Here is a 24,462-nt window from a genome sequence, read left to right on the forward strand (position 1 = left end):
ATTCTCAGGAACTCATGACAAAAAAGCCCCTGGTTCCTAAACGGAACCAAGAGCTTTATGTTTGCCTGACGTGTTACAGACCCGCTTGCGTTTTCAACAGATCTGCTTTGTCCACTTGTTCCCAAGGAACATCGAGATCTGTACGGCCGAAGTGACCGTAAGCAGCCGTTTGTCTGTAGATCGGACGACGCAGATCCAGCATACGGATGATGCCAGCAGGACGAAGGTCGAAGTTGTTACGTACCAGCTCCACCAGCTTCTCTTCGCTGACTTTGCCTGTTCCGTATGTATCTACGTTAATAGAAACCGGATTAGCTACACCAATCGCATAAGCGAGCTGGATTTCCACTTTGTCAGCAAGACCCGCAGCAACCAGGTTCTTCGCTACATAACGAGCGGCATAAGCTGCAGAACGGTCTACTTTTGTCGGATCTTTACCTGAGAACGCACCACCGCCATGACGTGCATAACCACCATATGTATCAACAATGATTTTACGTCCAGTCAGTCCCGCATCCCCTTGTGGTCCGCCAATAACGAAACGCCCTGTCGGGTTAATGAAATATTTCGTCTGCTCATCCAGCAACTCTGCTGGAACAACAGGCAGGATTACCTGCTCTTTGATGTCTTTCTGGATTTGCTCCAGTGTCGTTTCTTCTGCGTGCTGCGTAGATACAACGATCGTATCCACACGTACTGGCTTGTCACCGTCGTATTCGATCGTCACTTGTGTTTTGCCATCCGGACGAAGGTAATCCAGCATACCGTTCTTGCGCACTTCCGCCAAGCGGCGTGCAATACGGTGAGACAATGCGATGGGTAGCGGCATTAGCTCCGGTGTTTCGTTCGTTGCAAAACCAAACATCAAACCTTGGTCACCTGCACCAATGTTCTCTGTTTCACGTGCCATTTGCTCTGGATCACGATGCTCCAGCGCGGCATTAACACCTTGTGCAATATCAGCGGACTGTTCATTGAGTGATGTCAGTACCGCACATGTATTATAATCAAAACCGTACTTGGCACGAGTGTACCCAATCTCTTTTACTGTATTCCGTACGATTGCCGGAATGTCCACATATTCAGACGCAGAGCTGATCTCACCAATAACGAGCACAAGACCTGTTGCTACCGAAACTTCGCACGCTACACGAGCGTTTGGATCGTTCGCAAGAAACGCGTCCAATACGGCGTCCGAGATCTGATCGCAGATTTTATCCGGATGTCCTTCGGTTACAGACTCTGATGTAAATAGATGTCGGCCTTTAATAGACATGAAGTTTCAACCTCCCATAACTATAGTATGGCGATTGCCCGAACAAAACATAACGACGATTCGTTCACTATACCCTCGAAGAAGCTTACAGTATAATAAGGACACTGATCCGCAATAACGAAGACAAGGATTTTTCAGGTAATTGCCTTAACAAAAAATCAACCTTTCCCTAGTGGAAAAGGTTGCATACCTCAACTGCCATCTTATCGTATTTGTCAAGTGGTGTCAATTCAGGGTCAGTTACGTATGAGTTCTAGAGGTGCTGTTCTGCCTGACGAATCAAACGTTTCGTAATCTCTCCACCGACCGATCCATTCTCCCGAGATGTGAGATGTCCCCAGCCTTTATATTGCCCATATGAATGATCACTTATCGCGCCAAGCTCTCCACCGAACTCGGTATCTGCACCAGCTAAACTGCTACGACCACCATATCCAACATTCAAACCAAACTCGGCAGCAATTTCGTACTTCATCTGATCGAGCATTTGACGACTTTCCGGTATGACCTTCTTATTACTTCTAGCCATTGTTACTGCACCTCCGTTTGTTGGTTGTCTACAAGTATAGAGTGAGCAGGAACTTGCCCGGCTAGCCGTATTAATGATTGTTAGAACTGGTTAATCTGAGCAATAGGCCGCAAATAAAAGAGAATAATTCCGTACCAAACTGCACAACCTATTTCAACGTATATCCACCGCGTACCATAACCGTCAGGCTGTATTTGTTACCATCCAGAACCGTAATGCCACGTCCGTCCCTTGGAAAAGAAAGCAGGTGATTGGTCGGCGCTGCCTGCCCATTCGTCAGGTCCACCCCGTCCGTCAGATCGGCTACACCGTTCGTACCCTCACTGACGATTACAGCTTTACCGCTACGTACAATGAACTCCGCGCCAGATTTGCCGAGGAGCTGTTGACCCGGCTTCACGGTTACAATCTCTACGGCATCGGTTGTACCTGATACCAGCGGCGGCAACCCCGGATCAGTGCTTGATCCGCCTGTGTTGCCTGTTCCCGTCGATCCATTGTTGCCAGTGGACGCGCCTGGACTTGTAGTAGCTCCGCCACCCAGCGCTTTTGCAATCTGCTGATCCACATAACTCTTCGTTACCACCGGATCATCTGCGGTTCCCGGTTGACTCGTACCCGCACCAATGGCCGTATCGTTATATACCGCCCCGATCCACACGCCAACACCAATCGCCAGTGCAGCCAAAGAGACTTTCATATAAGGTTTCATCTGTAATTTGTTCCTCCTCTGGTAATCTATTAACTTTAACTATAGAGAAAAAGGTCAGATGGGACAAGTAAAACCTCGCTCCCCTGCATGGGGAAGCGAGGTTTACTATACAGTACATAATTTAAATACTGCTTCTTTTCCATAACCTTAATTCAAAATCTAATCATTTAGAATCAAAATTAATGATCGGTTCTTCCTTTGGAAGTTTTGTCACATCGTAACCATAGCTTTGCTCTGCTAGACGAATGCGCTGTCCTTGGAACTGGTCATCTAGGCTAATACGATACGAACCACCACGAAGCTTCTCGAAAATGCTATCCTCAATGCTCCATGTAATAGTTTGGTTCTTACCTACCTTGATATCTGTGCCCACAGTCAGTTCTTTTTCATATGTCTTCCCTGTTTGATCAGTGAATGTAATAATCAGTTTGTGTTCATTCTCAGCCATCTCTGTCTCTTCGTTACGAGTGAGTGTGTAGTTCATCTCAATCTGTACAGACGTGGTGCCTGCCAGATAAGCACGTACACTATTGGCAGTAAGGTTATACGGATACAGGTCTATATTACTTAGGGAAGTCTGCACATTAATGGAGACTGGCGGAACCTCAAATGCCATAGCGTTCACGTAAGCCGTCGCTTCCCCTTCACCAGTTACAAACTTGCCATCAGCAACCCCTTCACCTACAACCAGCTTCAAGTCAGAGAATGTAACGGATTTCGGCAATTTAGCCCAGAAGGTTACAATCGATTTTTGTCCAGGTCCCGGTAGACGCTCGGATTGTTTCGCTGTAGCTCTATAGTACTGACCATCTGCTGATTTATAGTAAGCTACCAGCTTGCCAAGTCCACTCTGACGGAGTGATTTATTGGTCATCTCAAATTCGGTATACACGATATCGGATGATGCCCCTGGATAACGAATTGTTCTACGAGCACCCATTTCCGTCTCTTTATCCCCCGAACCGGATGTGTACGTTTTACCGTTAGAGACATAGGACACTGCTTGGATGAATCCAGAAGTATTAAGTGTAATCCATTCGTTTGTTTCTTCTTCACTCACCTTTTCATTCAAGCTGATTTCCAGACGAGACATCCGCAGATCCGATGGGATTTTAGTTAACAGATAAGCTTCAGTTGTCATACCTGCGCCTAACAGTTTGCCGGATTGCGTGTAAATTAACTTTTTATCTCCATCGATTTGAGCCGAATCTATTGTAAACATCGCTTCCAGTTCAGGAAGTTGTACCGTTTTGGTTGATGCATTGCGAATCGTTACCTTTGCGGCAATAATATCGCTATCCAACCACGGCAGACGTTGTAACGAACCGATTGATACGCCAAATGTACCTTTATTGTTTTTGATGACTGTTTCTGTAGTCAGAGCATCTCCGCCAGATGGTGATTCAGGCAAAATATAGACCCCAACAGGATAAGAGAAGACCAATCCGTTCGCTGGAGTTGCCGTTGTCGTATCCGTGCCCTCGGTCTTATCCTTAGGGCTCATCACATACAACTTCATCTTGCTCGTGTCACCATCCCCTTGGAATGTTCCACTCAGCTTAATCGTTTTGATATCGCCTGGGTTTAATTTTAAATTATCCAATGCTTTCGTCTCAATGGGATTAATCGTTCCATCGGCTGTACGTACTTCGAAGGAATACGTTGGTACCTTGATGGCCTTTTTCCCTTCGTTTTTGAGTACCATCTGCATGTTCAACGTATATTCCTCATCTTCTACACGCACTCTGGATGAGCTCAGCAACGTCGAGAGAGGCTGTCCATCAATCGAAATAATATTCGCCTGATTTGCCGTTACTTCAACATTGCTTTTACTTGCCTCAGGCAGTTGCAAAGCGGCCACAGGAAGCACACTTTTCTCTTCACCCTGCTCTTCGACAAGCAGCAACTCAGACTTTTGCAGTTTCACCGATGTAGGAAGAGAAGCCATCAGACCAAGAGACTTGTTCGCCTGTGCTTGAATACTCACCGTAGCACTGTCTTTATCTGGCGTTAACGGGTAATTAGCTCCACCTGGTGTACGCAAAATCCACTTGATATTTGGATTCTCCAATAATTTATAACTAATATTGTTTAAATTCACACCAATTTTCACATACTGTTTCTTATCTTCACCTGGATAGACTTTGATGCCAGAAACTTTAACCTTCACAGCAGAGTCACTCAGACGAACCGTCTTTGGTTTACCCACGGGTGTAGTAATGCTATAGGAAGCGGGCACATTAAACTTGCCCAGTGTTCGCTCATAGTTGGCTTGACTAAAATCCCATTTCACGATGAGGAAGTTCAGGTCACTGATCTTTACTTCACGTCCTGCTTTCATGACATAAGTCAGTTCTACCGTGGAACCAGGGGAAATTGATTTCTTTTCCTGATCCTTCGCGATCAGTTTAGGGGAGAACACTGTGCCTCCACTCGTCTTTACCTTACTCCAATAATCAATCATCATTAGAGGTTTACTGTCATTATTCTGATACGATAGCGTATATGTCACGACGTTCCCATCATCCTGAGCCAGAATATTCACATCCGTTAATCTTACAGTACTTCGTGCAGTCACTTTAACAGGGGCCAGGTTCCCCAAGGTATGTACAACCTGTTTTTTCGGTGTTGTTGTTTTACTATCGCTACTGTTGGCAGATGATTTCGTTGTTGTATTGGCAGCCATCACTGTACCAACCGTTGAACTGATCAACATTGCACTTGCGAGCAAGCTCACAACCATTTTCTTTTGATCCACTTCCAAACCTCCCATAAGTTGCTTGTTGCTATATAGTATAAACGTTTGGGAAGGGAAGAAAGTTACGATGTTGTTGTGATTAAAAGAATTAAACATTACAGCTAATATCTAATTTTATTTTATCTATGCTTTAAGATTTATAATACGCCACTTATATGTTGTTATTTCTTCACAATCCTATGGGTAACTTGACATATTCCTTTCAGATCCATTCACATACCTATAACATAACTTACAAATGTAACTATTATATATTAAATAATCTTCATCCTTGAACTGTTTGTGATGATAAACATAAAAAGAGACTTGCATCAAATATGATGCAAGCCTCTTGAGTTTAGAAAGTTCTGAATTACAGCTGTTTACCGAATGAGAACTCATCCAGAGCATTACCGTTTTGGTCAGTAATAGCTTTTGCTGCTTTATTTTTAGAACCATCAAATTTAACAGTAGCTACTTTACCATCTGTAGCACCAGATACAGTTGCAGTTACAGTAATTGTTTTGCCATCTTGACTGATAGAAACACCATTTACTGTTGTAGTTACACCGCTACCAGCATCAATGCTGAACAGATCTTGGATATAAGCTGCATTGTAGTTAGCATCTTGTTTAAGTTCTTCAGACGCATTTACAGTTACTGTAATTGTGTTTGTGTTTGCAGGTCTTACGATATTACCCAAAGTTACTGTTGGAGCAATACCATCTTTAACAGGTGCTGTGAAAGCTTGCAGTTTATTGCCGAAGCTATCTTGAGTGCTAGGGTTAGTAGCTTTCAAAGTATAACCATCAACATCACTAGCAATTGTGTTATCAGCAAACTTCAGAACTACAGTTTTGTTAGAATCAGCCAAAGTGTAGCTTGTAGGGCTAATTCCGTTCAAATCAAAGTCTCCCAAGTTAACATTCGACAATGCAGTGTTAAATTTAACTTTAACTTCATTGCGGCTAGTAGCATATACATCATCAGTAGTTGCTTTAACATCCGCAGTACCAACGTTAGATCCTACAGTGTAGTTACCAGTGTTGAAGTAATTGCCTTCGGAATCTTTGATGTAGCTTGCTGACACTTTAACAGGCTGTGCCCAATCGATGCCAGTATTGTTTGTAACAGCAATTCTAACTGTGTTTGTGGAGATCAATGTGATATCATTGTTCTCTTTAGCAAGTTGTTTAGCAGTTGTCGTAGCAACACCGTTGTTATCAACGTTCATTGCCATATATTTAGCTGCATCCAATGCGTTACCGTCACCAGTAGTAGCCAAAGTTTTGTTGAATTGAACATACACATAACGAACACCGTTAGGCACATCAGACCATACACGTGTTACACTACCGTTTTGAGCAGTGTTAGCGTTCAAAGTTGCAGTGTAAGGCAACAATACATTTCCGATGTAAGCAGTATCGATAACACCAGATACAGTCAGAGTGTAAGTAGCATCAGATTTCAAGCTGCTTCCCAAGTTAACTTTAACAGTTTTGTTGTTATCAGTATAACTTGGTGTAATTACTGGGTAACCTTTAGAAGTCAAACCAGATACAGTAACTACTTTACCGTCTGCATCTTTAAGAACATAGTTCTCAGGGTTTTGTGCGGAATCTACTTTCAAAGATTTGCTGAATTGAATCTCAGCGATGTAGTTTCCATTTTCCATTTTGAATTTAGCATCAACAACAGCTGGACGAACTGTATCCAATGTTGGAGTTACTTTTGCATCAACAGAAGCAGAGTTATTGCTGTAGTCAGAAACTGCAGTCAGATAAACTGTGTTCTCGGATACATTCAATGGATTGTTGAATTTCAATGTAACTTTGTTGTCATTGATTTCGATGGATTGAGCAGTGTTGCCTGAAGTGTTAGCATATGCACTTGCAACGCTTTTCACTGTTTCATCGAACTCTACAGTTACTTCTTTCAAGTCATTGGATTTAACACCAACTACTTTAGGAGCAGCTGTATCTTCAGTTACTGTAAATTTGCTTTCTACTGGAACGATAGCAAGACCAGAGTAGTCTTGTACGCCGCTCACACGCAATGTGTGATCACCAGTAGTCAGATCAGTTGTTACAATTGCAGTGTTAGGATAAACGTATTTTACAGAAGCTGCAATTACGTTGTTATCTACACGGAAAGAAGTTGCGTTTACAGTTTCAGCCTTAACCGGCTCACTGAAAACTACTTTGAAAGCTTTTGTTCCCAAAGCTTTAACTTCTTTTACTTCTGGAACTGCAACATCAAGTGGAGTAAACTCAACTTTTTGTGTAATAGTTTTAGAAGCGTCAGCATTTTTCACATTGTTGACTTGAAGACTAGTGGATCTTTGGTTAGTCAAAGAAGTGTTACCTTCAGATACCAACAAAGTTACAGTAGTTTTGTCATCGGACAATGTAGCGCTTTTGAAAGTCAAACCGTTAACAACATAGTTGTTTTTGCTTTCAGCAGAATTTTGATCTACAGTACCATCAAATTTAACTGTGATTTCTTTCAAGTTTGTAGCAGTTACAGAAGCTACAGCTTGAGCTACAGTTGTTTTGTAAGTAACTTTTTCAGTGAATTGCTTTTCTTTGTAAGTGAATTTCACTTCAGTTTCTTTGTTAGCTTCGAGAGCTTTATCCAAAGTTACTTTAACGGATTCACCATCGCTGATTTTGAAAGTAACAACTTTACCAGCTTCGCTTACTTCGTAAGAAGAAACTTTCAAGCTTTGAGCTTGATCCACTGCATAAGCTGCACCTACCAGCAATTGGCGGGAAGCGTTAGCTGTGAAGTTAGCGTTAGCATCTACCAGACCAGCGTTGATTGCTGCTTGAACGTCTTTTTTAGCCCATTCTGGAGCACTGTTGTTTGTTTCAGCTGGAACTTCCAGGTCAAGCGCACGAGTAAGGATCGTCGCCATTTCAGCGATTGTCACTTTACCGTTGAAGTCAAAGATTTTTTTAGTTGTGTCTTTACCTTGCATGATACCCGCAGCAGTTACTGCTTCGATGTAAGGTACAGCCCAGTTTTTAGCTGTGTAGTTTTTGTCTTTGTAAGACAATTGACCAGTTACTTCTTTCAAACCGAGCAATTTAGTGATAACTTTTGCGAATTGACCGCGAGTCATCTCTTGATCCAATCCAGCTGTACCGTTAGGGAAGCCTTCGAAGATACCTTTTGCTTTCAATGCGTCAAACTGTTGTTGCGGGGAAACTGCTGTATCACCGAATGCTACAGAAGCAAACATTGAGAATGCCATTGCTGTAGACAATGCTACGGATAAAATTTTCTTCATAACCTTTTTTTCTCCTCCTTGGGTGTTCATAACATTTGAATTTTCTTTAATAGGGTCGCTCGTGTTCCTCATATATTGTTGCACCCCCTTTCCAGAGTTTTGAGCAAGTTAATATAAATGATGTCTGTGAGCATATCACAGAAACTTGTTACCTAGAATAATAATAGAATCACACGTAAATAGAGTAGTTTCCTAATCCTACCTTACGTATTATACAATGGGTCTCTCGTGCCGTAAAGCAATTTTTTCTAATAAATAGACAAGATTCTTCACGAGGTCATTCTTGGTAAGTTCCCCAATGTTTTTGACTCTACATCTTAAACGCAGTAGATTTCAAAAAGTTGCGCATTCTTCAAAAAAAGTTTTGAATTTATTTATTTATTGATGCAGTGCGGGTTTCTAGCGTGCTAAAAACCAGTCGTAGCGCCACTTTGGTGATTTTTTGCCTGCAACATGAAGGAGTCAGAAACGCATTGGACGTTTATTTATACCCCATATTTTTGACAATGAAGCGACAAATTCCACAATATTCAAAATAAAAAAAGAGAGCCCATTGGCCCTCTTTCATGTGTCAATTTTGTAGATTATCGAATTTTCATTGCTAAATCAATAATCTGTGCACGCATTTTAGGATCACTATTAAGTTTCAAATACATGTCATCAATCGCGATACGGTTCTCACGATACGTCTTCTCATGTTTCATTGTGGTATGAGACCATTCGATCAGTTCGTTTTCCGCCAGAACCAGATTATTATACGCATCATGGAAGCCGGTCGTCTGAACAAGCCCTTCCATCACTTCCTGAGAAATCTCCTGTGTCTTACGTGTATCTTCTAGTTTTTTCTCAAGAAAGACTGCCTGCTTCTCAAACTGTGTCTTTGCCTTCATGTAGCCCAGTTGGGCCTTAGAATAAATCGGTTTCATAAGCTAACTTCACCCTCTAGATCATTGTGTATTTAACGCTATTGTATCTTAATCTCTAGCAAATTACAAAAATAGTTATTGGTAAAAAACTGTTTCCTTCTATTATAAATGCGTTCTATACAATCTCATATTTACCCATAAAAAGAACCTGCCCCTTCTTGTTAAAGGGACAGGTTCTTCCTAAAACATTTCCATATCTGATAAATTAGCTTAGTGTTTTAGGGAAAAGTTTGGTACCTTTCTTGAACAATTCCACAGCAATTTTGCCTGCTTCAGCACGAGTCAGGTTACCTTTTGGATTGAAAAGGAATGATTTGGCATTGCCCTGCACGGGACTACCTTCCATGATTTTTGCCTTGGATATAGCCTGCACTGAAGGACGGGCATAGTACTCAATCTGATTAGAGTCTTGGAAAGATTTAGACAACGTTCCTGCAAGCTTACTATCATTGGCAGCAAGTTTCATACTCATTGCTCTAGCGATCATTACTGCTGCTTGCTCACGTGTAATCGGATCTTCCACACCAAAGAATCCATCACTAAGTCCTGTTATGATACCTGCTTTGGCTGCTGTCTCAATGGAAGCATAATCCCACGTATCACTTCTTGTTGTTGGAGAAACGTCTGAGAAGGTCTGTGTATTCGAATAATTCAATGGAATATCCAAACCTTTGACCAGCAGGGTAGCAAACTCCCCACGCGTCGTCTGATCATCTGCACCAAATGCATTGAATCGCAAATTATTCATGATTCCTTTGGAATACAGAGCATTCAGGATATTTCTTGCCCATGGGTGATTCGTAATATCCGGGTAGCTCTTACTTTGCTTCATAACTTTGTAATAACCAAACTCGTCGAAAGAAACGGTAACGGTATGTTTCTTGGTATCCACAGCTCCACCAATGGGTTCCCACTGTCCGATATTGCTCTTATCGGAGTAGCGGAATACGCTAATGGTTGAACCTACTTCATCTACAATCGATGGATCGTAAGCAAGAGTCAATGTACCACGGTTAGAAGGTACCAAAATCCGTTCTGTAGGGAATTGTGTAAAACTTCCTTCCAGGGAGTATGGTGTTACTCCGTTCGTTCCTGGCTTATATCCGCTTGCCCCTTTATCCCCAAGCTCACCAATTCCTCCATTAATCCAATACGTATCGGATACTGGAACGAAGTTGCTTGTCGTCAGGTTGGAGTTAAACATCTCTGTTAAAATAGTCGGGACTGTAATTGGTGATAACCCTCCCGTACTACGTGGATCTGCTTGTCCAATATTAAAGCCGTAGTCATTTTTCCGTTCCAGAACGCCGTCCTTCGGATCAGCAATACCAAACAAAATTTTGTTGTCCGGGTAGAACTTGATTACACCACTGCTTGATTTGGAAGCTGATTGCAGAATGGTTCCTTTCGGGAACGACAATTCCAGCTTCTTATTAAATGCAGAATATTTGTTAGCCACTTTCGGAGCCATATACTGTGCATCTACTCCAACGGTGCTTGTATAGAACACGTTAACCGTATCGTTAATCTTGCCGCCTTCTCGCGTAATCTGGATTTTGATCGCATTGTTTTTATCCGGAGACAATCCTACATAATCCAGGACAAAACGGTTATCCATATCCGGACGTTTAACAGCCGCTTCCTTACCAATCAATACTTGTGTTGCACCTTCAGCTTCAATATCAAAATGTACATAGTTTTTGTTAACGACAATCTGTTGTCCTACTGTCGCTACAGGAGACAGGATACGATAAGAAGATGGTTCTCTTAAGATCTCCAACCGTTGTGTCGTTCTGGCTCCCGTGCTGTTGATCAGCTCTAATGTGTACACATGGCTACCTGGTGCATCAAAGATATAGTTCCTGATCCGAATCATGAATTCATCCTGATTCCCCGCAAAGTCAGCAATATGACCATCTTGAGTTGCCTTGTTTGGATCTCCTGTATCCGTTGCTGGAATCGGATAGCTGTAGATCAGCTTGGAACCAGAGTACAGATTTGCAATAGTGGCACCGCCACCCTTAAACACCAGGTCATATCTATCCTTACTCGTTACATACTTTCCATCACGAATAATGAAGTCCGGCGTTACTTTGAAGATATTGACCATCTCTTCAGGGGTGTATACACTAACATCTGCCTTGCTGAATTCCACACGACCATCCGTTGGAACAGGGACCGGCATGAATTTATCAATATTGGACACATTGCTGTCTGAAATGTAAATTCTGATTTTTTTCTCAATGACCTTAGTCTTACCTGCACCGTCTTTATCCGTGCCTGTAATGGTGATGGTATTCTCTCCATATACAAGTTCTCCCGTCCCCCCAATAGTCAACGGGAAGGAAAACTTACCGTTAGTGCCCGGGAAACCAGCAGGAGTTCTGGCTACACCATTCACAAATAATTGACTTGTGAATGGAGGAGATACAAGTGTACTGAATCCAACGAACTCACCATTGACCGTTAAGGACTGGGTCGTTTTTGAATTGAATGTATAGTTCTGTCCATCATACAAGTTGGCTACGTAAATATAGCTTTTGGCAGCATACGATACGGTAACATCATAATGTGGATCAGGATTTCCATAATAAAAACGAATTTTCTGCGTGCCATTGGCCACATTTTTTACCAAGTAGACCGCTTGATTGTTTGAAAGACCGGTAGGCGCATTCGTTCCCGTTGGTGCTCCCTCAATCGTCAACTTGGTTGTTCCGGTTGGGAGGTATTCACCTTTTACCATTTCGCCTGCAATAGCTTGGCTAGAATCCACCATAATATAAAAATCTGCTGTAGCAATCTGTGCATTGTCCAGTGGTACTTTATTGGTTACTGCACCACCACTATAATCTGGAAGATAGTACATATTGGTAATAGCTTTAACACCTGGAGCATAAGTAAACTTCCCTTGATATCCAGAGCTAAATGTTCCATGCCCTACAACGGCGTTAACCGTTTGATTCTTCAAAATTTCAGCTGGTGTTGTGGTTGATGTTTGTAACGGATACGCATTATCGGTTGTGAATGTAACGATTCGGTATTCAGGCGTTGACCCATCCGGACCGGGAATAATGGTTTCCGTTGCGTTGCTGAACGTCATCGTTGTTCCATTGACTGTGAACGATCCTGAATCCTTAAATGAGCTATTGCTTGCGATATAAGGAAGCACCATCTGAACTTCAAGCTTGGCTTCGGTAGCTGCATTCGAGAATGTCGGGATATTGTTCAGTAGCGATTTCGTATCTGTAGTTCCACCGCTCGTTAATGAAACGTTGAGCGTAGAGAATGGCTGATCCTTGTCGTAGTAATAAACTGCACGTTCGGTAAGGATAGAATCCGAACCGTTGGCAATTCTAAATTTCAGATTATTCAAACCAGCAGTCAGTTTTAACTGTGGCGTGAAAAATGTTCCGTTTTGAAGCAAAGACGAATCGAGTTCTTCTCCACCATTCAATGAAACAGTTACTTTAATTGCATTTTGCACTTTACCTTGAACAGACACAAACTGTGTATTGACAACTGTCTGCGCACCTTCATTCAAACCATAGGATGTATTGGAACCTGTACTTGGGTCCGTAAAAATTTTAAAATCCTGGATAAATGGAACCTGATCATACAGCACATAAAACGTATCTGAACGCTCTACTGATCCTTGAGTTCCTGTGAAGGTAATCCGGTTAAAACCCGGAAACAAGGTGATGTTGTTTGCCGTAAAGTTGTTATTACCGCTCGTACTCGCAGTTACTGCAGTGGTATTGGAACGGGTAGCATCAGGCTCCCATTTCGTTTTGTTGCTCGGTGCACTAACCGAGTTAAGCTGTTCGACTTTGACACGCATCGTATCTTTGGATACAAAAGCGTATGCACCTGTTATTGTAATTGTCCCCTGAGTCGTCTGATAAGCTCGATCCCGAGTCAAAAATCTAGCATTTGCTGAGTCTTCAATGTTCAAATCCGCCGTTTGACTAATCGCGGTATTATCTGGTGTAAAGTAGGTAGTCAGTGCGTTGGCAGCCGAAGCAACGGACCCACCGAATAGACCTTGTGGGAACAACGAGAGCACCATGGTGACCAACATGATCCAAATCAACGGCCGTTTCTTTTGTTGCATTACGTATCATCTCTCCTCTTTTTAAGTCAGTTACCAGTATTTATCGGCAAAAAGGTTCCAATTATTTAGTAAAAATCTCAAAAAAAACAAAAAACCTTATCCCAATCGGGATAAGGCAAGGGTCTAATATTAGAATATTGAACGATAGCAGGAAACGAAATAATTTTTTAGGATTTCGAACGGGTCTGTGGATTAAGCTTCACGCGCATACGCATCAGGAAGTTAATCACTGGTTTTCTCGTTTTACTTACAAGTCCAATGACTTCTGCCCCAACTTGCAGGAAGAACATCATGATACAGATCACAACAAAGGTTACCCAGTTGGCTTCAAACATCGCAGCCGAAGACTGGATAATAGCCAGCACACCGAAGAACGCAGCAATACCATAGATAATCAGTACGGTCTGACGATGGCTGAATCCAAGTTCACGCAAGCAATGATGCAGGTGACCTTTATCCGGTGAGAAGATCGGTTTCCGTTGCACCGCACGGCGAATAATCGCGAACAAAGTATCCGAGAGCGGTACACCGATAATAATCAGCGGTGTAATGAAGGACACGACTGCAATCTGTTTAAATCCGAGCATCGAAAGCATCGCCAGGGAGAAACCAAGGAATAGTGAACCGGTATCTCCCATGAATATTTTCGCTGGGTGGAAGTTAAAGAACAAGAACCCGATAATGCTACCGAGCAATACCAGACACATCAGAGCAATCATCGTATTACCCATCAGGAAAGACATCACTGCAATGGTACCAATGGCAATCCCTGATACACCGGCAGCCAAACCATCCAGTCCGTCAATCAGATTAATCGCGTTGGTTACACCAACGATCCACAGAATCGTCAGCGGAATAGACACCCACGTTTCGAGTGAAGAATACGCATCCTGAAACGGAATGTTCACGAAGTCTACGCGGATGTTAAATCCAAATACAACGACGGACGCAGCCACGATCTGTCCAAGCAGTTTCACTTTGGCAGACAATTCAAAACGGTCATCCAGCGCACCAATCAATACAATGATGGAGCCTCCGACCAGAAATGCACTGACAAAACTCATATCGCGAGTTGTAAACCAAGCGGAGACAAACGGAAGCAGCGCAGCAACCGTAATAATAAATGCCAGAAAAATACCCAATCCGCCAAGACGCGGCATAATACGTGTATGCACTTTACGTGCATTCGGTGTATCCATTGCACCGATGCGGACTGCGAACTTTTTAACAAGTGGTGTAAGAGCTAAAGCAAGTCCCATTGACACCAGAAATCCAATGATAAAGATCGCTACCATTTGAACATTCGACCCCCAATTATAATACCTTCAGAAAAATTATAAATCCCCTGTTCTCTTTTTCTATATATAAAGAAACATTGTTTTTCACTTTTGATGAAAATTTATTGTTGATTCTGAGGCAACAGTTACACGGTACGAAGAGTGCAAGGGAAAACCTGTAAAAGCGAAGCGTTCGCTTTTATCACCGAATTTCATCCTTGAACAAGGATAAATAGAAATTTGGGGATAAGGGCGATCGAAGGTTCTTTTGCAATCGTAGTAATGAAGTGTAACAGCTCCTTTAGCGGGAGTGCCTAGTGCAATCAAAGAATGTTTTCATTCGAGTGACACACGTATGTGCCGGAATGAATTATACGCTGATCATTTCTGAAAAGCTATCCTCAATTTCTAGCAAAAATAAGCATTTATCTCGTAATTACCTGCTTTTATCGGACTTTTGTCACGTTTTCTTTGTCACGCATCACTTTCAATGCGAATTTCGGGAGCGCAAGCATCCGTCCAGCCCGGCTAGGTTCACGAAGCAGACGATAGAACCATTCCAGTCTTAACTTTTGGAACAGTTTAGGTGCCCGTCTGCTCTTGCCAGAGATCACATCAAAGCTACCGCCAACCCCCATCATCACAGGAACTTGCAACGCATGCTTATGTTTGTGAATCCAGGGTTCTTGGGTATCCGCACCGCGAGCGACAAATAACAGATCAGGTGCAGCTTGCTGTATCGCAGCTACAACCTGCTCATCCTCAGCCGAACCGAAGAAACCGTCGCGATAACCCACAATACGAATAGCCGGATACTGCTGTTGTAACCGAACTGCCGTTTCTTGAATCACTTCAGGAGTCGAACCAAGCAAATACACGCCCCACCGATAGTTTTCTCCAACCCGCAACAATTCATGTAAAAGTTCAAAGCCGGGCACTCGTTCTGCTACAGGATCACCGCAGTAGCCGGCAGCCCATACCACGCCGGTTCCGTCCGGAACAATCATCTCCGCATCCTTCATCACCTTCATAATTGCGGGATTTTCTAGCGCAGCCATAACCATAATTGGATTGGCAGTGATAACCTGATGCGGCTGTTTCGACAACACGGCTTCTTCAAGCACCTGTACCGTTTCTTTCATCGTTAGTTTGGAAAAGGGGATACCATAGATGGAAACGGTAGGAATAGATCCGGTCTGACTCATTGTTATCTCATCCTTTGCGGCCTAAATAGGTAATAATTTGCTTGGCAGGCTCTACGGCCTCCTGCTTCAATGCAGTAATACGATCTTCATGTTGCTTCAACCATTGTGAACGATGTTCCAACAATCCAGCAACCGTTTCTGCAAATTTATCCCCATCCAGTGAACTGGTATTGCCTGCAGGCTCACTTTCCAGTCGAAGCAGGAACTGATCGATTTTGGGATCATACGAGATACCAACAGGTGGAACATACTGTGAAGCTGCGTAGATCAAACTATGCAGACGCATACCGATCATCAGATCACAGCGACTGACTTCCTCCAGCATTTGTTGAGGATCAGTAAGATCGTCCGTAATACTAATTTCACTACCTTTGCTTGTCACATCATCAATCATTTCCATAATGAAACGGGATGCCTGCACATCATCGGGCAGATGAAATGGCATAAAGCGCAGATGGACAGCCTTTTTCGTAGCCAGCTTCTTCAATCCAGCCGCAATAGCCGTCAATTCCTTACGATCCGATTCCCAGAACCGAACAGACACTCCGATCACCGGTAGTTTGGCATGAGTTGGTTGTTCCTCAGCAGTGGAAGGGTCCGCTTCATCCCGGACTGGTGATGCTGTATCCGGCAAAGGTAAACCCATCACTGGGTCAGGCACGACATGAATCTGATTCCACTTTAGTCCAAGACGACGCAGATAATCTGCGGATTGCTCGTCTCGAACCGATACATAGGTACAGGATTTAAATACCGATTTGATCATCGGGTTAAAGATTTTACGGTGAACAGGGCCAATACCCTGCGCATAGATAAATGTAGGTTTTTTCAACCACTGAGCGAGTTTGATCACACCCAGATAATAAGGAATGGACTTCAATCCAGTTGCATCCTGCAGCAGACTTCCGCCGCCACTGATAAGTCCGTCACTTTCCTTCAGTGCCTCACGAACGTCCTTCAGCTTCATGCGATGTACAGCACGAACGCCATACATCGAGGTTGTCCACTCCGGATTAATGGAGAGCACAATCGGTTCAATGGTAACATTGGACCGCTGGCTCTCTTCTTGGAGGGCAGTCAGAATGGATTTCAGTACAGCTTCATCTCCGCTGTTGTTAAATCCATAGTATCCTGAGATGACTAACTTTTTAGAAGTGGTGACCATTTTTTCCAACATCCTTCCGCGACTTGCCACACACCCACAGCAATGATACCAAAGATCAAGCCAAGTCCGAGTCCCATCACCCCACGAATCAGTGACAGTACAGCTGGTGTATGAATATGCGCAAACGTATCGACCATAGACAATTGACCCATCGTGGCGATGATTAGCGCAAAAATCACTTTACGGTATTTTAAAGCGGCGAACACGCCTACGATAAACAGCGGGTGTCCCAGTACAAATTCTTTGAATCTAGGCCGCACGCCAAACGTATCTTCCAGCGTGGTACGCAGGAACATCTCAAATGGTGTAACGGAACCAGCGTTCCCTGTACGGCTCAAATAATAATATCCAACAGCAGCAGCAACAAGCGCCAGTACAACCATCAAAATGTTGATTGGCATACGAAGCATATCTTTCACTTGTTTCACAGAGATTGAACCGGAACCACGATAGAATATAATATAGATCGCAACCAGACCAATCGGAGCAAAGTGCAACAAACTGACTCCACGGAACTGGTTAATAACCAGGCTGTACGTAATGCTATTCAATAATGCGATCACAAATGGTACAGCTATGAACGAAATGATCGATGTTCTTACATATAAAACAAGGGTCTGTGCCAAACGACGACCCGCAGGGGCATCCGGTTGACGCAGTTGTGTTGCATTCACTGTACGAACCGCTAGTACCATCGCAATCGTTGGTGCAGAAATGGCAGCCAGCAAGGCGATTCCTTGCTCCAGCAATGTAGGTTTCAACAGGAACAGACCCGCGCTTCCTACTAGTCCAAGCAGGAACACGGCAATGGTGAATACAGGTGCAAAATATGAAACCATCAGTGTGATCAAAGCGATTGCTCCGATAAGAGCGATCAGCTTCGCATACCGTTGAATAGACGAATCTTTCACAGTAAATGCTTCAGCTTGTCCAAGCTCAAAGCCGTGTTTGGCCATACGTTCAACGGCATGTCCTGGCTCACCCAGACTTTTGATCAGATTTTCGATCGGGTCGGTGATCTCAGCTTTGGCCGTATTCCGGCTCGGTGAAGCGTTCATATAAATCATGCGAATATTACGGTCCTTGGTTGCCAGTACAAAACGGTCGGCAATGGTATCTTCTTTCAGATTCGCATCGGAATCGCTTAGTGAGTAGAGACGAGTCACGTTGTAATCAATTTTGTAAGCCAGCGTCTGGAATCCTGCCTGTGGCTTCTTCAGATTTTCAATCGCCGCCAGACCAATATGATGTTTGTTCAGGAGCTGGGCAAACTGATCCAGACTTTTCATCTCTGCATTATCATTGTACCCTTTCACTGCATCCCCATCAAACAGGATACGTGTTACGCCATTCTCTTCGAAGAAGGTTAGCAAACGTTCCATCGATTGTTGGTTGTAAGGTACCGTGTCGGAGATACGGGGTAAAATATGAAAACCTTTATCACGCAGCATTTTCACCGCAACCGGGTCAGGCTGCATCGGCTGCATGTTGGCATTCTCCGGCGGTGTCTGCAATATTAAGCCGCTGCGACCTTCATACTCCCAAGGTTGAACCGGGATCTGACGCTCAGCGAACGTTTGTTCAATAATAGGGGTATAAGTCTGCGCATTCTCTTCAGATGTGAACAATACATAGGTATAGTTCGCATTGGAAGGAATCACTTCTTTGGTCATATTCGCAAGATCCTGACCTGAGTAAACCATCAATCGGCGTGTTTTTTTGAGTTCGTCCAGTGTACTCTCAAACACAGCCATCGTTGTCACACCAGCGTCTTTCAGACGTGTCATTTGTTGATCAATGAAATCTTGCGGGTGAGCCTGATACGCGGAAATATCCAAGAGTCCTCGGTAGTTGAAGACCAGTTCTACTTTGTTCGTGGAAGATTCTGTCTGGACCCGGTCACGGATGACCGGAATGGACGCCACCAAACCAATAATAACGATGAGCCACAACCACTTCCGGGAAGCGTTATTCCAATAAAGCCATTTTTGACGCACTACGTGTACCTCCTCAGTTGTTGGAACCAAATGCCCGTTCTGCTCTTATAATTCTTACGTTCAGCATGTGTTAACACACTCTCTAATATGCCAGCACACGATCCATTTTATTTCAAAGAAAAACCCCTCCGCCAACCAACCTTACGGTGCGGAGAGGCCTTCTGCATCTTTTTCTTACAGTACCATTTGTTTTATTGCGCGTCTACACGCGACATAACTTCCGAAACCAGACGTTCGATCTGGCTCTCTGCATCTTGCAAGCTCTCACCGCGCACAGCGAAGTACACTTTGATCTTCGGCTCTGTACCGGAAGGACGCAGGCAGAACCATGATCCGTCTGCCAAAATAAATTTCAGCACGTTTTCCTTCGGCAGACCGTCCAGACCCAGAGAGTAGTCCAGCACATCCTGCACAGCGATGCCCGCAACTTCCTTCGGCGGATTAGAACGCCAGTCAGTCATTTTCGCCTGAATCTGTGCGACTCCGTCTTTGCCTTTCAGCGTGCGGGACTCCAGTTTTTCGAGGAAGAATCCGAACTGGTTGTACAGCTCCTGCAACACATCGTAGAGTGTCTTGCCTTGGCTCTTGTAGTAAGCAGCCGCTTCGGCAATCAACATCGAGGCAAGGACAGCATCCTTGTCACGGGCATAGTTGCCGGAGAGGTAGCCATAACTCTCTTCATATCCGAAGAGGAAAGTATGAGTTCCGGTTGCTTCGAACTGGTTCATTTTTTCACCTATATATTTAAAGCCTGTCAGGGTGTTCATCACTTCTGCACCGTAATGCTGAGCGATAACTGCCCCCATCTCACTCGTTACAATCGTTTTGATTACTGCACCGTTGCTTGGCAGCGCGCCTGTCTCTTGGAGACGACTGAGCAGATAGTGTACCATAATGGCACCCGATTGGTTACCGGACAAGACGAAATATTTGCCATCCTTGTCTTTTACGACAGCACCCATACGGTCTGCATCCGGATCTGTACCGATCAGAATGTCTGCGCCTACGGATTCGCCCAGCTTCATTGCCAGTGTGAACGCTTCGCGCTCTTCCGGGTTAGGGGACTTCACTGTGGAAAATTCAGCATCCGGCTGCTCTTGTTCAGCGACAATATACAACTGTTCGAATCCGATCTGCTCCAGTACGCGGCGAACCGGAAGATTGCCTGTACCGTGTAACGGTGTATATACGATTTTGAAATCACGGCCGATGCCGGATTGAATCAGCTCACGGCTTAGACTGCGGCTTGCCACGGTGTCTACGAATGCCTGATCGTCTTCTTCACCAAGCCAAACCAGCAAACCTTGTGCTTCGGCTTCTTCGCGTGTCATTTTTTTCACATCTGCAAGAGAAGGCACCTCTTGAATGTATTGAATGACTTGCTCTGCTTCATGCGGCACCAATTGTCCGCCTTCATGGTTGTACACTTTGTATCCGTTGTATTCTGGCGGGTTATGGCTTGCTGTTACAACGATACCACCTGTGGCTTGCAGGTGACGCACACTGAAAGACAACTGTGGTGTAGAGCGCAGGGATGGATACAGCTTGGCTACGATACCATTAGCCGCCAGTACCAGCGCCGCATCCAGCGAGAATTCAGGTGAGAAGTAACGGGAGTCATGTGCGATGACAACCGAAGGTTTGCCTTCCTTGTCCCCATGCTGCTCCAGCAAATAACGGGCAAAGCCTTGTGTAGCACGACCGACTGTATATTTGTTCATCCGGTTGCTACCGGCACCAATAACACCGCGCAATCCACCTGTACCAAACTCCAGATTTCTGTAGAAACGCTCCTCCAGCTCTTTGGGTTGATCCTTCAGATCACGAAGCTCCTGTTTCGTTGCTTCATCAATAGAAGCATCCTCCAACCATTGTTGTAACGTCTCGGCTGCTGCTGCGCTTAACTGTTCCATATCCAATAAGCCCCTTCCGTCTATATAAAAATTCTATTTATGCACGTAGCTGTTCAGCGTAGTCATAAGTTGGACTAAAGATATTTACACGTCCACTCCAATGACAGAGCAACCTTCCAATCGCTGTTATCCCCAGATTTTTTGTATTCCCTTTTCTAAAAGGCAAAAATCCGGTGATAAAGGCGAACGCTTCGCTTTTTCAGGTTTTCTCTGTCCTCTCCGTTTAAGTGTAAAGAATTAGTACAACTTATCTGCATGATATATACATGCCTATGTAATCAGCTTGGGTCTGACAGTGCAAACATGATTTCGCCTTCAGCGACAATTTTGTCATCCACGCGGGCAGTAGCTTGACCTTTACCAATCGAGCCTTTAAGACGTGTAATTTCCACTTCCAGAATCAACGTATCCCCAGGCACAACTTGGCCACGGAACCGGAAATTGTCGAGTCCCGCCAAGAAACCGATTTTGCCTTTGTTTGCTTCTAAATTCAGCATAGCTGCCGCGCCAACCTGAGCCAACGCTTCTGTGATCAATACGCCTGGCATTACTGGATACTCAGGGAAATGTCCAATGAAGAACGGTTCATTAATCGTTACGTTTTTCAAACCAACAGCACGTTTGCCATCCTCCATCTCTAAAATTCTGTCCACCAACAGAAACGGCGGGCGATGTGGGATAATGGATTGAATTTGTTTGATATCTAACACAATTTAATCTCCTCTCGGGGTATTTATACGAGGCTCTCCAACATGCAATAATGCCGGCGCAACAGCGTCGTTTCGGAAAGAGATTGTTCTATGATCGCCATTGTCCCTGAATTTTTTTGATCCCATTATAATGGGTAAAATTCTGTGACAAACGCGAGCGCTTTACTTCTTTTGAACAATTCTCTTCCCTCCACTTACTGTAGTGCGGAAAACATTAAACGAGCATGATCAAGTCGATCCTCATATAAAATGAGTTTCATTTTTAATGTTGTATGAAATGTTGTTTTAGGGTTAACACTAGTAATATCCTTCATGACTGCAGTAGTGAAGGTTGAGATAAGGGGTCTCTCTTCGCGATGACAAGCAATGTCTTTCGCAGGGGAGGCCTCTTCTGACGTTAAACGTCATCCATCATTATACTGTTTTCAACACCAAAAAGAAAACTCCTGCCTGCGCAGGAGTTTTCGCTGAACTCGTTATCTTATGGAGCAAATACCAGATCATAGACATGTTTCCAGGTACTCCATTGCCATACGGAACCGATATCCTGTTTGCCCAGTACCACATACCCAGCGACCATTCCGCCAGCGAGGGCAAGAACAAGCAAAATCGGAATCAGAAACCATCTTGCGATGCGCCACCAACTCTTCTTTTTTTTCTTGACTTCCTTCTGCTCCGGCTTGCTGTTCTGCTGCTGTGTTTCTGTCATCCCATTCACCTTTATGCTCTCATATTATTGGCAAGACCCGCCATGGAATCACTAGACGTGAGCGCCCGTGCCGCCAGTTGATAAGTCCGCTGACCTTGCATGAGCAACGCCATCTCCTGTGTCATATCTACGTTGGATTGCTCAAGGAAACCAGTGCGGATCGATGCCTGAGGTACACGTGTTGCTGCATTAGCCCCGAATACGTCATTCTCGGTTAACCCAGCACCCAAACCAAAGAGGTTGTCCGCTAATTGCACAAGTCCTTCAGGACGCTCAATATCCACCATCTGTAGCTGTCCCCTAATTACGGCGTTGCCGTTGCCCTGACGCACGAGCAGATTACCTTTCTCATCAAAAGCAACTGTGCTGTCTTTCGGAGCAGTAACGGGCTCTCCCTGACGATTCAGAGCTAAATTCCCATCCCCATTGACAAGCACCATCAGGTCAGGATCGTTCGGATTCACTTTTGGACGCATATCGGGCACAAAGTGGAATGCACCTTGACGTGTCCATACTTTCTGACCATCTGCCTGAACAGCAAACATCGCATTGCCCTCAATAGCTAGGTCTGTCGGGTTACCTGTCTCCTGCATGCTACCTTGGGACATATCTCTGGTGAGGTTGACCAGACGTGCTCCAAAACCAAGGTTATACCCCATCGGTGTCGAACGCCCATCCTGCTTATACTTGTCATCTTGTTGCTGTATACGAGTCAGTACATCTTCAAAGTTTGCCTGTTTACTTTTATAGCCTGCCGTATTCACGTTGGCAATATTATCGGAAATGACATCCAGCCGTTGCTGAATCGCAGTCATCGACACCTTGGCACTAATCATGGAATTATTCATGCGGTGATTTTACCTCCCCTGCTTTGCTCCGCAAAGGGCTTATCGCCCATCACTACGCGGTAATATGGTTACAATTGGCGTTAGACACGACCAACTTCGTTAACAGCCTTTTCCAAACTGCGGTCATAGAACTGAACGACCTTCTGGTTCGCTTCGTAGGCACGAAATGCCGCATTCATGTCAACGGTAGCCTGAGAGGCGTCTACATTCGACCTTTCCAGATAACCTTGATGAATCTGCACAATATCAGTAGCATTCATCGTCCGAGCCGTTGCACCATTATCTTCATTCAGACTAAAATTACCGTCACCTTGACGAACAAGCTGATTCGGCTGGTCAATAATACTGATTCCAAGCGTAACGCCTGTTGGAACACCTGTAACCGCATTAACAAGGCGGCCTTGCTCATCCACTTTAAATTGATCCACAGGACCTGTCAATACAACCGGTTGCCCATTACTGTCCAGCACCTGAGAACCGGTAGAGCTGAGAAGTTGCCCTGTTCCATTAACATCCAGATGACCATCACGTGTATAACGCGTGTTTCCTTGTGCATCTCGAACGGTAAAGTATGCTTGCGGCTGGTACGTGACCGTTCCATCTGCTCGTACAAACTTGCCGGAAGCATCAAACCGAATGGGTTGATTGGTCTGCGGATCATTCACACTCAAATTCGATGAGATTGCAAAATCACTTGTACGTTTCGTTTCCATAAGAGCGCCTTGAACATTCATGGATAAGCTTTCCTCAGCGAATACGCCGGAGTTGAGTTTGCCCAGCCGCTTTGTTGGAAGATTGGCATCCCCGCCCGTTAAAGTAATGAGCATTTCCGGGAAGGAGCGGTTTACGCTATTCACCTGTTTGTATCCCGTTGTGTTCATATTTACAATATTCTGTGTAGCAGTGTCGTGGCGGCGTTGCTCTGTAATCATTCCCGCAGCAGCGGTGTACAGACCTCTTAACATGAATGAACCCCTCTCCTTAAACGCTTGTCCCTACAACGCAGGTAGCTGTTTGTCCGTTCTGTTCACCTTTTCGGTGAACCTACCTGCTTT

16 protein-coding genes are annotated in these 24,462 nt (G+C 44.3%); all 16 read right to left on the reverse strand.

Annotated features, from left to right (window positions below; translation table 11 throughout):
- Positions 1-73 precede the first annotated feature (73 nt).
- The 16 genes from metK to H7T88_RS26360 all read right to left on the reverse strand — a co-directional run bounded on the left by metK (position 74) and on the right by H7T88_RS26360 (position 24,372).
- Positions 74-1,276 (reverse strand): methionine adenosyltransferase, encoded by a 1,203-nt coding sequence (gene metK, locus H7T88_RS26285; protein WP_221791266.1) that lies wholly within the window; start codon positions 1,274-1,276, stop codon positions 74-76.
- 253 nt (positions 1,277-1,529) lie between these two features.
- Positions 1,530-1,805: an alpha/beta-type small acid-soluble spore protein gene (locus H7T88_RS26290; protein ID WP_221791267.1), complete on the reverse strand. Its 276-nt coding sequence runs from the start codon at positions 1,803-1,805 to the stop codon at positions 1,530-1,532.
- A gap of 148 nt (positions 1,806-1,953) precedes the next feature.
- On the reverse strand, positions 1,954-2,517 hold the full coding sequence (locus tag H7T88_RS26295; protein WP_154984744.1) for a hypothetical protein: 564 nt from the start codon (positions 2,515-2,517) through the stop codon (positions 1,954-1,956).
- A gap of 163 nt (positions 2,518-2,680) precedes the next feature.
- Positions 2,681-5,275 (reverse strand): hypothetical protein, encoded by a 2,595-nt coding sequence (locus H7T88_RS26300; protein WP_154984745.1) that lies wholly within the window; start codon positions 5,273-5,275, stop codon positions 2,681-2,683.
- A 352-nt stretch (positions 5,276-5,627) separates the two neighbouring features.
- Positions 5,628-8,618, reverse strand: a complete 2,991-nt coding sequence (locus H7T88_RS26305) for an S-layer homology domain-containing protein (protein ID WP_221791269.1) — start codon at positions 8,616-8,618, stop codon at positions 5,628-5,630.
- Between the two features lie 512 nt (positions 8,619-9,130).
- Positions 9,131-9,472: a hypothetical protein gene (locus H7T88_RS26310; protein WP_090922908.1), complete on the reverse strand. Its 342-nt coding sequence runs from the start codon at positions 9,470-9,472 to the stop codon at positions 9,131-9,133.
- A gap of 205 nt (positions 9,473-9,677) precedes the next feature.
- Entirely contained in the window at positions 9,678-13,583 is a 3,906-nt protein-coding gene (locus H7T88_RS26315; RefSeq protein ID WP_221791271.1) for an S-layer homology domain-containing protein, read from the reverse strand.
- A 167-nt stretch (positions 13,584-13,750) separates the two neighbouring features.
- Positions 13,751-14,878, reverse strand: coding sequence for a glycosyltransferase family 4 protein (locus H7T88_RS26320; RefSeq protein ID WP_090922903.1), 1,128 nt, complete (start codon positions 14,876-14,878; stop codon positions 13,751-13,753).
- 428 nt (positions 14,879-15,306) lie between these two features.
- The gene (locus H7T88_RS26325; RefSeq protein WP_221791273.1) at positions 15,307-16,065 is read right to left on the reverse strand and encodes a WecB/TagA/CpsF family glycosyltransferase; all 759 of its coding nucleotides are present in this window, start codon (positions 16,063-16,065) and stop codon (positions 15,307-15,309) included.
- Between the two features lie 7 nt (positions 16,066-16,072).
- Positions 16,073-17,230 carry a polysaccharide pyruvyl transferase CsaB gene (gene csaB, locus H7T88_RS26330; protein ID WP_221791275.1) on the reverse strand — a complete coding sequence of 386 codons (1,158 nt, stop codon included), beginning with the start codon at positions 17,228-17,230 and terminating at the stop codon, positions 16,073-16,075.
- Positions 17,206-19,227: a DUF5693 family protein gene (locus H7T88_RS26335; RefSeq protein WP_221791278.1), complete on the reverse strand. Its 2,022-nt coding sequence runs from the start codon at positions 19,225-19,227 to the stop codon at positions 17,206-17,208. The genes csaB and H7T88_RS26335 overlap by 25 nt, the downstream gene beginning before the upstream one ends.
- 191 nt (positions 19,228-19,418) lie before the next feature.
- Positions 19,419-21,140 carry a phospho-sugar mutase gene (locus tag H7T88_RS26340; RefSeq protein ID WP_221791280.1) on the reverse strand — a complete coding sequence of 574 codons (1,722 nt, stop codon included), beginning with the start codon at positions 21,138-21,140 and terminating at the stop codon, positions 19,419-19,421.
- Between the two features lie 278 nt (positions 21,141-21,418).
- Positions 21,419-21,850 carry a 3-hydroxyacyl-ACP dehydratase FabZ gene (gene fabZ / locus H7T88_RS26345; RefSeq protein ID WP_090922893.1) on the reverse strand — a complete coding sequence of 144 codons (432 nt, stop codon included), beginning with the start codon at positions 21,848-21,850 and terminating at the stop codon, positions 21,419-21,421.
- A 481-nt stretch (positions 21,851-22,331) separates the two neighbouring features.
- A complete protein-coding gene (locus H7T88_RS26350; RefSeq protein ID WP_221791282.1) occupies positions 22,332-22,559 on the reverse strand; it encodes a DNA-directed RNA polymerase subunit beta in 228 nt (75 codons plus the stop codon).
- Positions 22,560-22,570: 11 nt separating this feature from the next.
- A complete protein-coding gene (locus H7T88_RS26355) occupies positions 22,571-23,407 on the reverse strand; it encodes a flagellar hook-basal body protein (protein WP_221791284.1) in 837 nt (278 codons plus the stop codon).
- Positions 23,408-23,487: 80 nt separating this feature from the next.
- Positions 23,488-24,372, reverse strand: a complete 885-nt coding sequence (locus tag H7T88_RS26360) for a flagellar hook-basal body protein (protein WP_221791286.1) — start codon at positions 24,370-24,372, stop codon at positions 23,488-23,490.
- Positions 24,373-24,462 lie beyond the last annotated feature (90 nt).

It is taken from the genome of Paenibacillus cucumis (ex Kampfer et al. 2016) (genome assembly GCF_019748695.1).
GTDB classification, from domain to species: Bacteria; Bacillota; Bacilli; order Paenibacillales; family Paenibacillaceae; genus Paenibacillus; species Paenibacillus polysaccharolyticus.

Excerpts from the sequence above, each read along its gene's own strand:
- metK (WP_221791266.1), bottom strand. The coding sequence starts at position 1,276 with ATGTCTATTAAAGGCCGACATCTATTTACATCAGAGTCTGTAACCGAA.
- H7T88_RS26290 (WP_221791267.1), bottom strand. The coding sequence starts at position 1,805 with ATGGCTAGAAGTAATAAGAAGGTCATACCGGAAAGTCGTCAAATGCTC.
- H7T88_RS26295 (WP_154984744.1), bottom strand. The coding sequence starts at position 2,517 with ATGAAACCTTATATGAAAGTCTCTTTGGCTGCACTGGCGATTGGTGTT.
- H7T88_RS26305 (WP_221791269.1), bottom strand. The coding sequence starts at position 8,618 with ATGAGGAACACGAGCGACCCTATTAAAGAAAATTCAAATGTTATGAAC.
- H7T88_RS26310 (WP_090922908.1), bottom strand. The coding sequence starts at position 9,472 with ATGAAACCGATTTATTCTAAGGCCCAACTGGGCTACATGAAGGCAAAG.
- H7T88_RS26315 (WP_221791271.1), bottom strand. The coding sequence starts at position 13,583 with ATGCAACAAAAGAAACGGCCGTTGATTTGGATCATGTTGGTCACCATG.
- H7T88_RS26320 (WP_090922903.1), bottom strand. The coding sequence starts at position 14,878 with ATGGTAGCGATCTTTATCATTGGATTTCTGGTGTCAATGGGACTTGCT.
- H7T88_RS26325 (WP_221791273.1), bottom strand. The coding sequence starts at position 16,065 with ATGAGTCAGACCGGATCTATTCCTACCGTTTCCATCTATGGTATCCCC.
- csaB (WP_221791275.1), bottom strand. The coding sequence starts at position 17,230 with ATGGTCACCACTTCTAAAAAGTTAGTCATCTCAGGATACTATGGATTT.
- H7T88_RS26340 (WP_221791280.1), bottom strand. The coding sequence starts at position 21,140 with ATGGAACAGTTAAGCGCAGCAGCAGCCGAGACGTTACAACAATGGTTG.
- H7T88_RS26350 (WP_221791282.1), bottom strand. The coding sequence starts at position 22,559 with ATGACAGAAACACAGCAGCAGAACAGCAAGCCGGAGCAGAAGGAAGTC.
- H7T88_RS26355 (WP_221791284.1), bottom strand. The coding sequence starts at position 23,407 with ATGAATAATTCCATGATTAGTGCCAAGGTGTCGATGACTGCGATTCAG.
- H7T88_RS26360 (WP_221791286.1), bottom strand. The coding sequence starts at position 24,372 with ATGTTAAGAGGTCTGTACACCGCTGCTGCGGGAATGATTACAGAGCAA.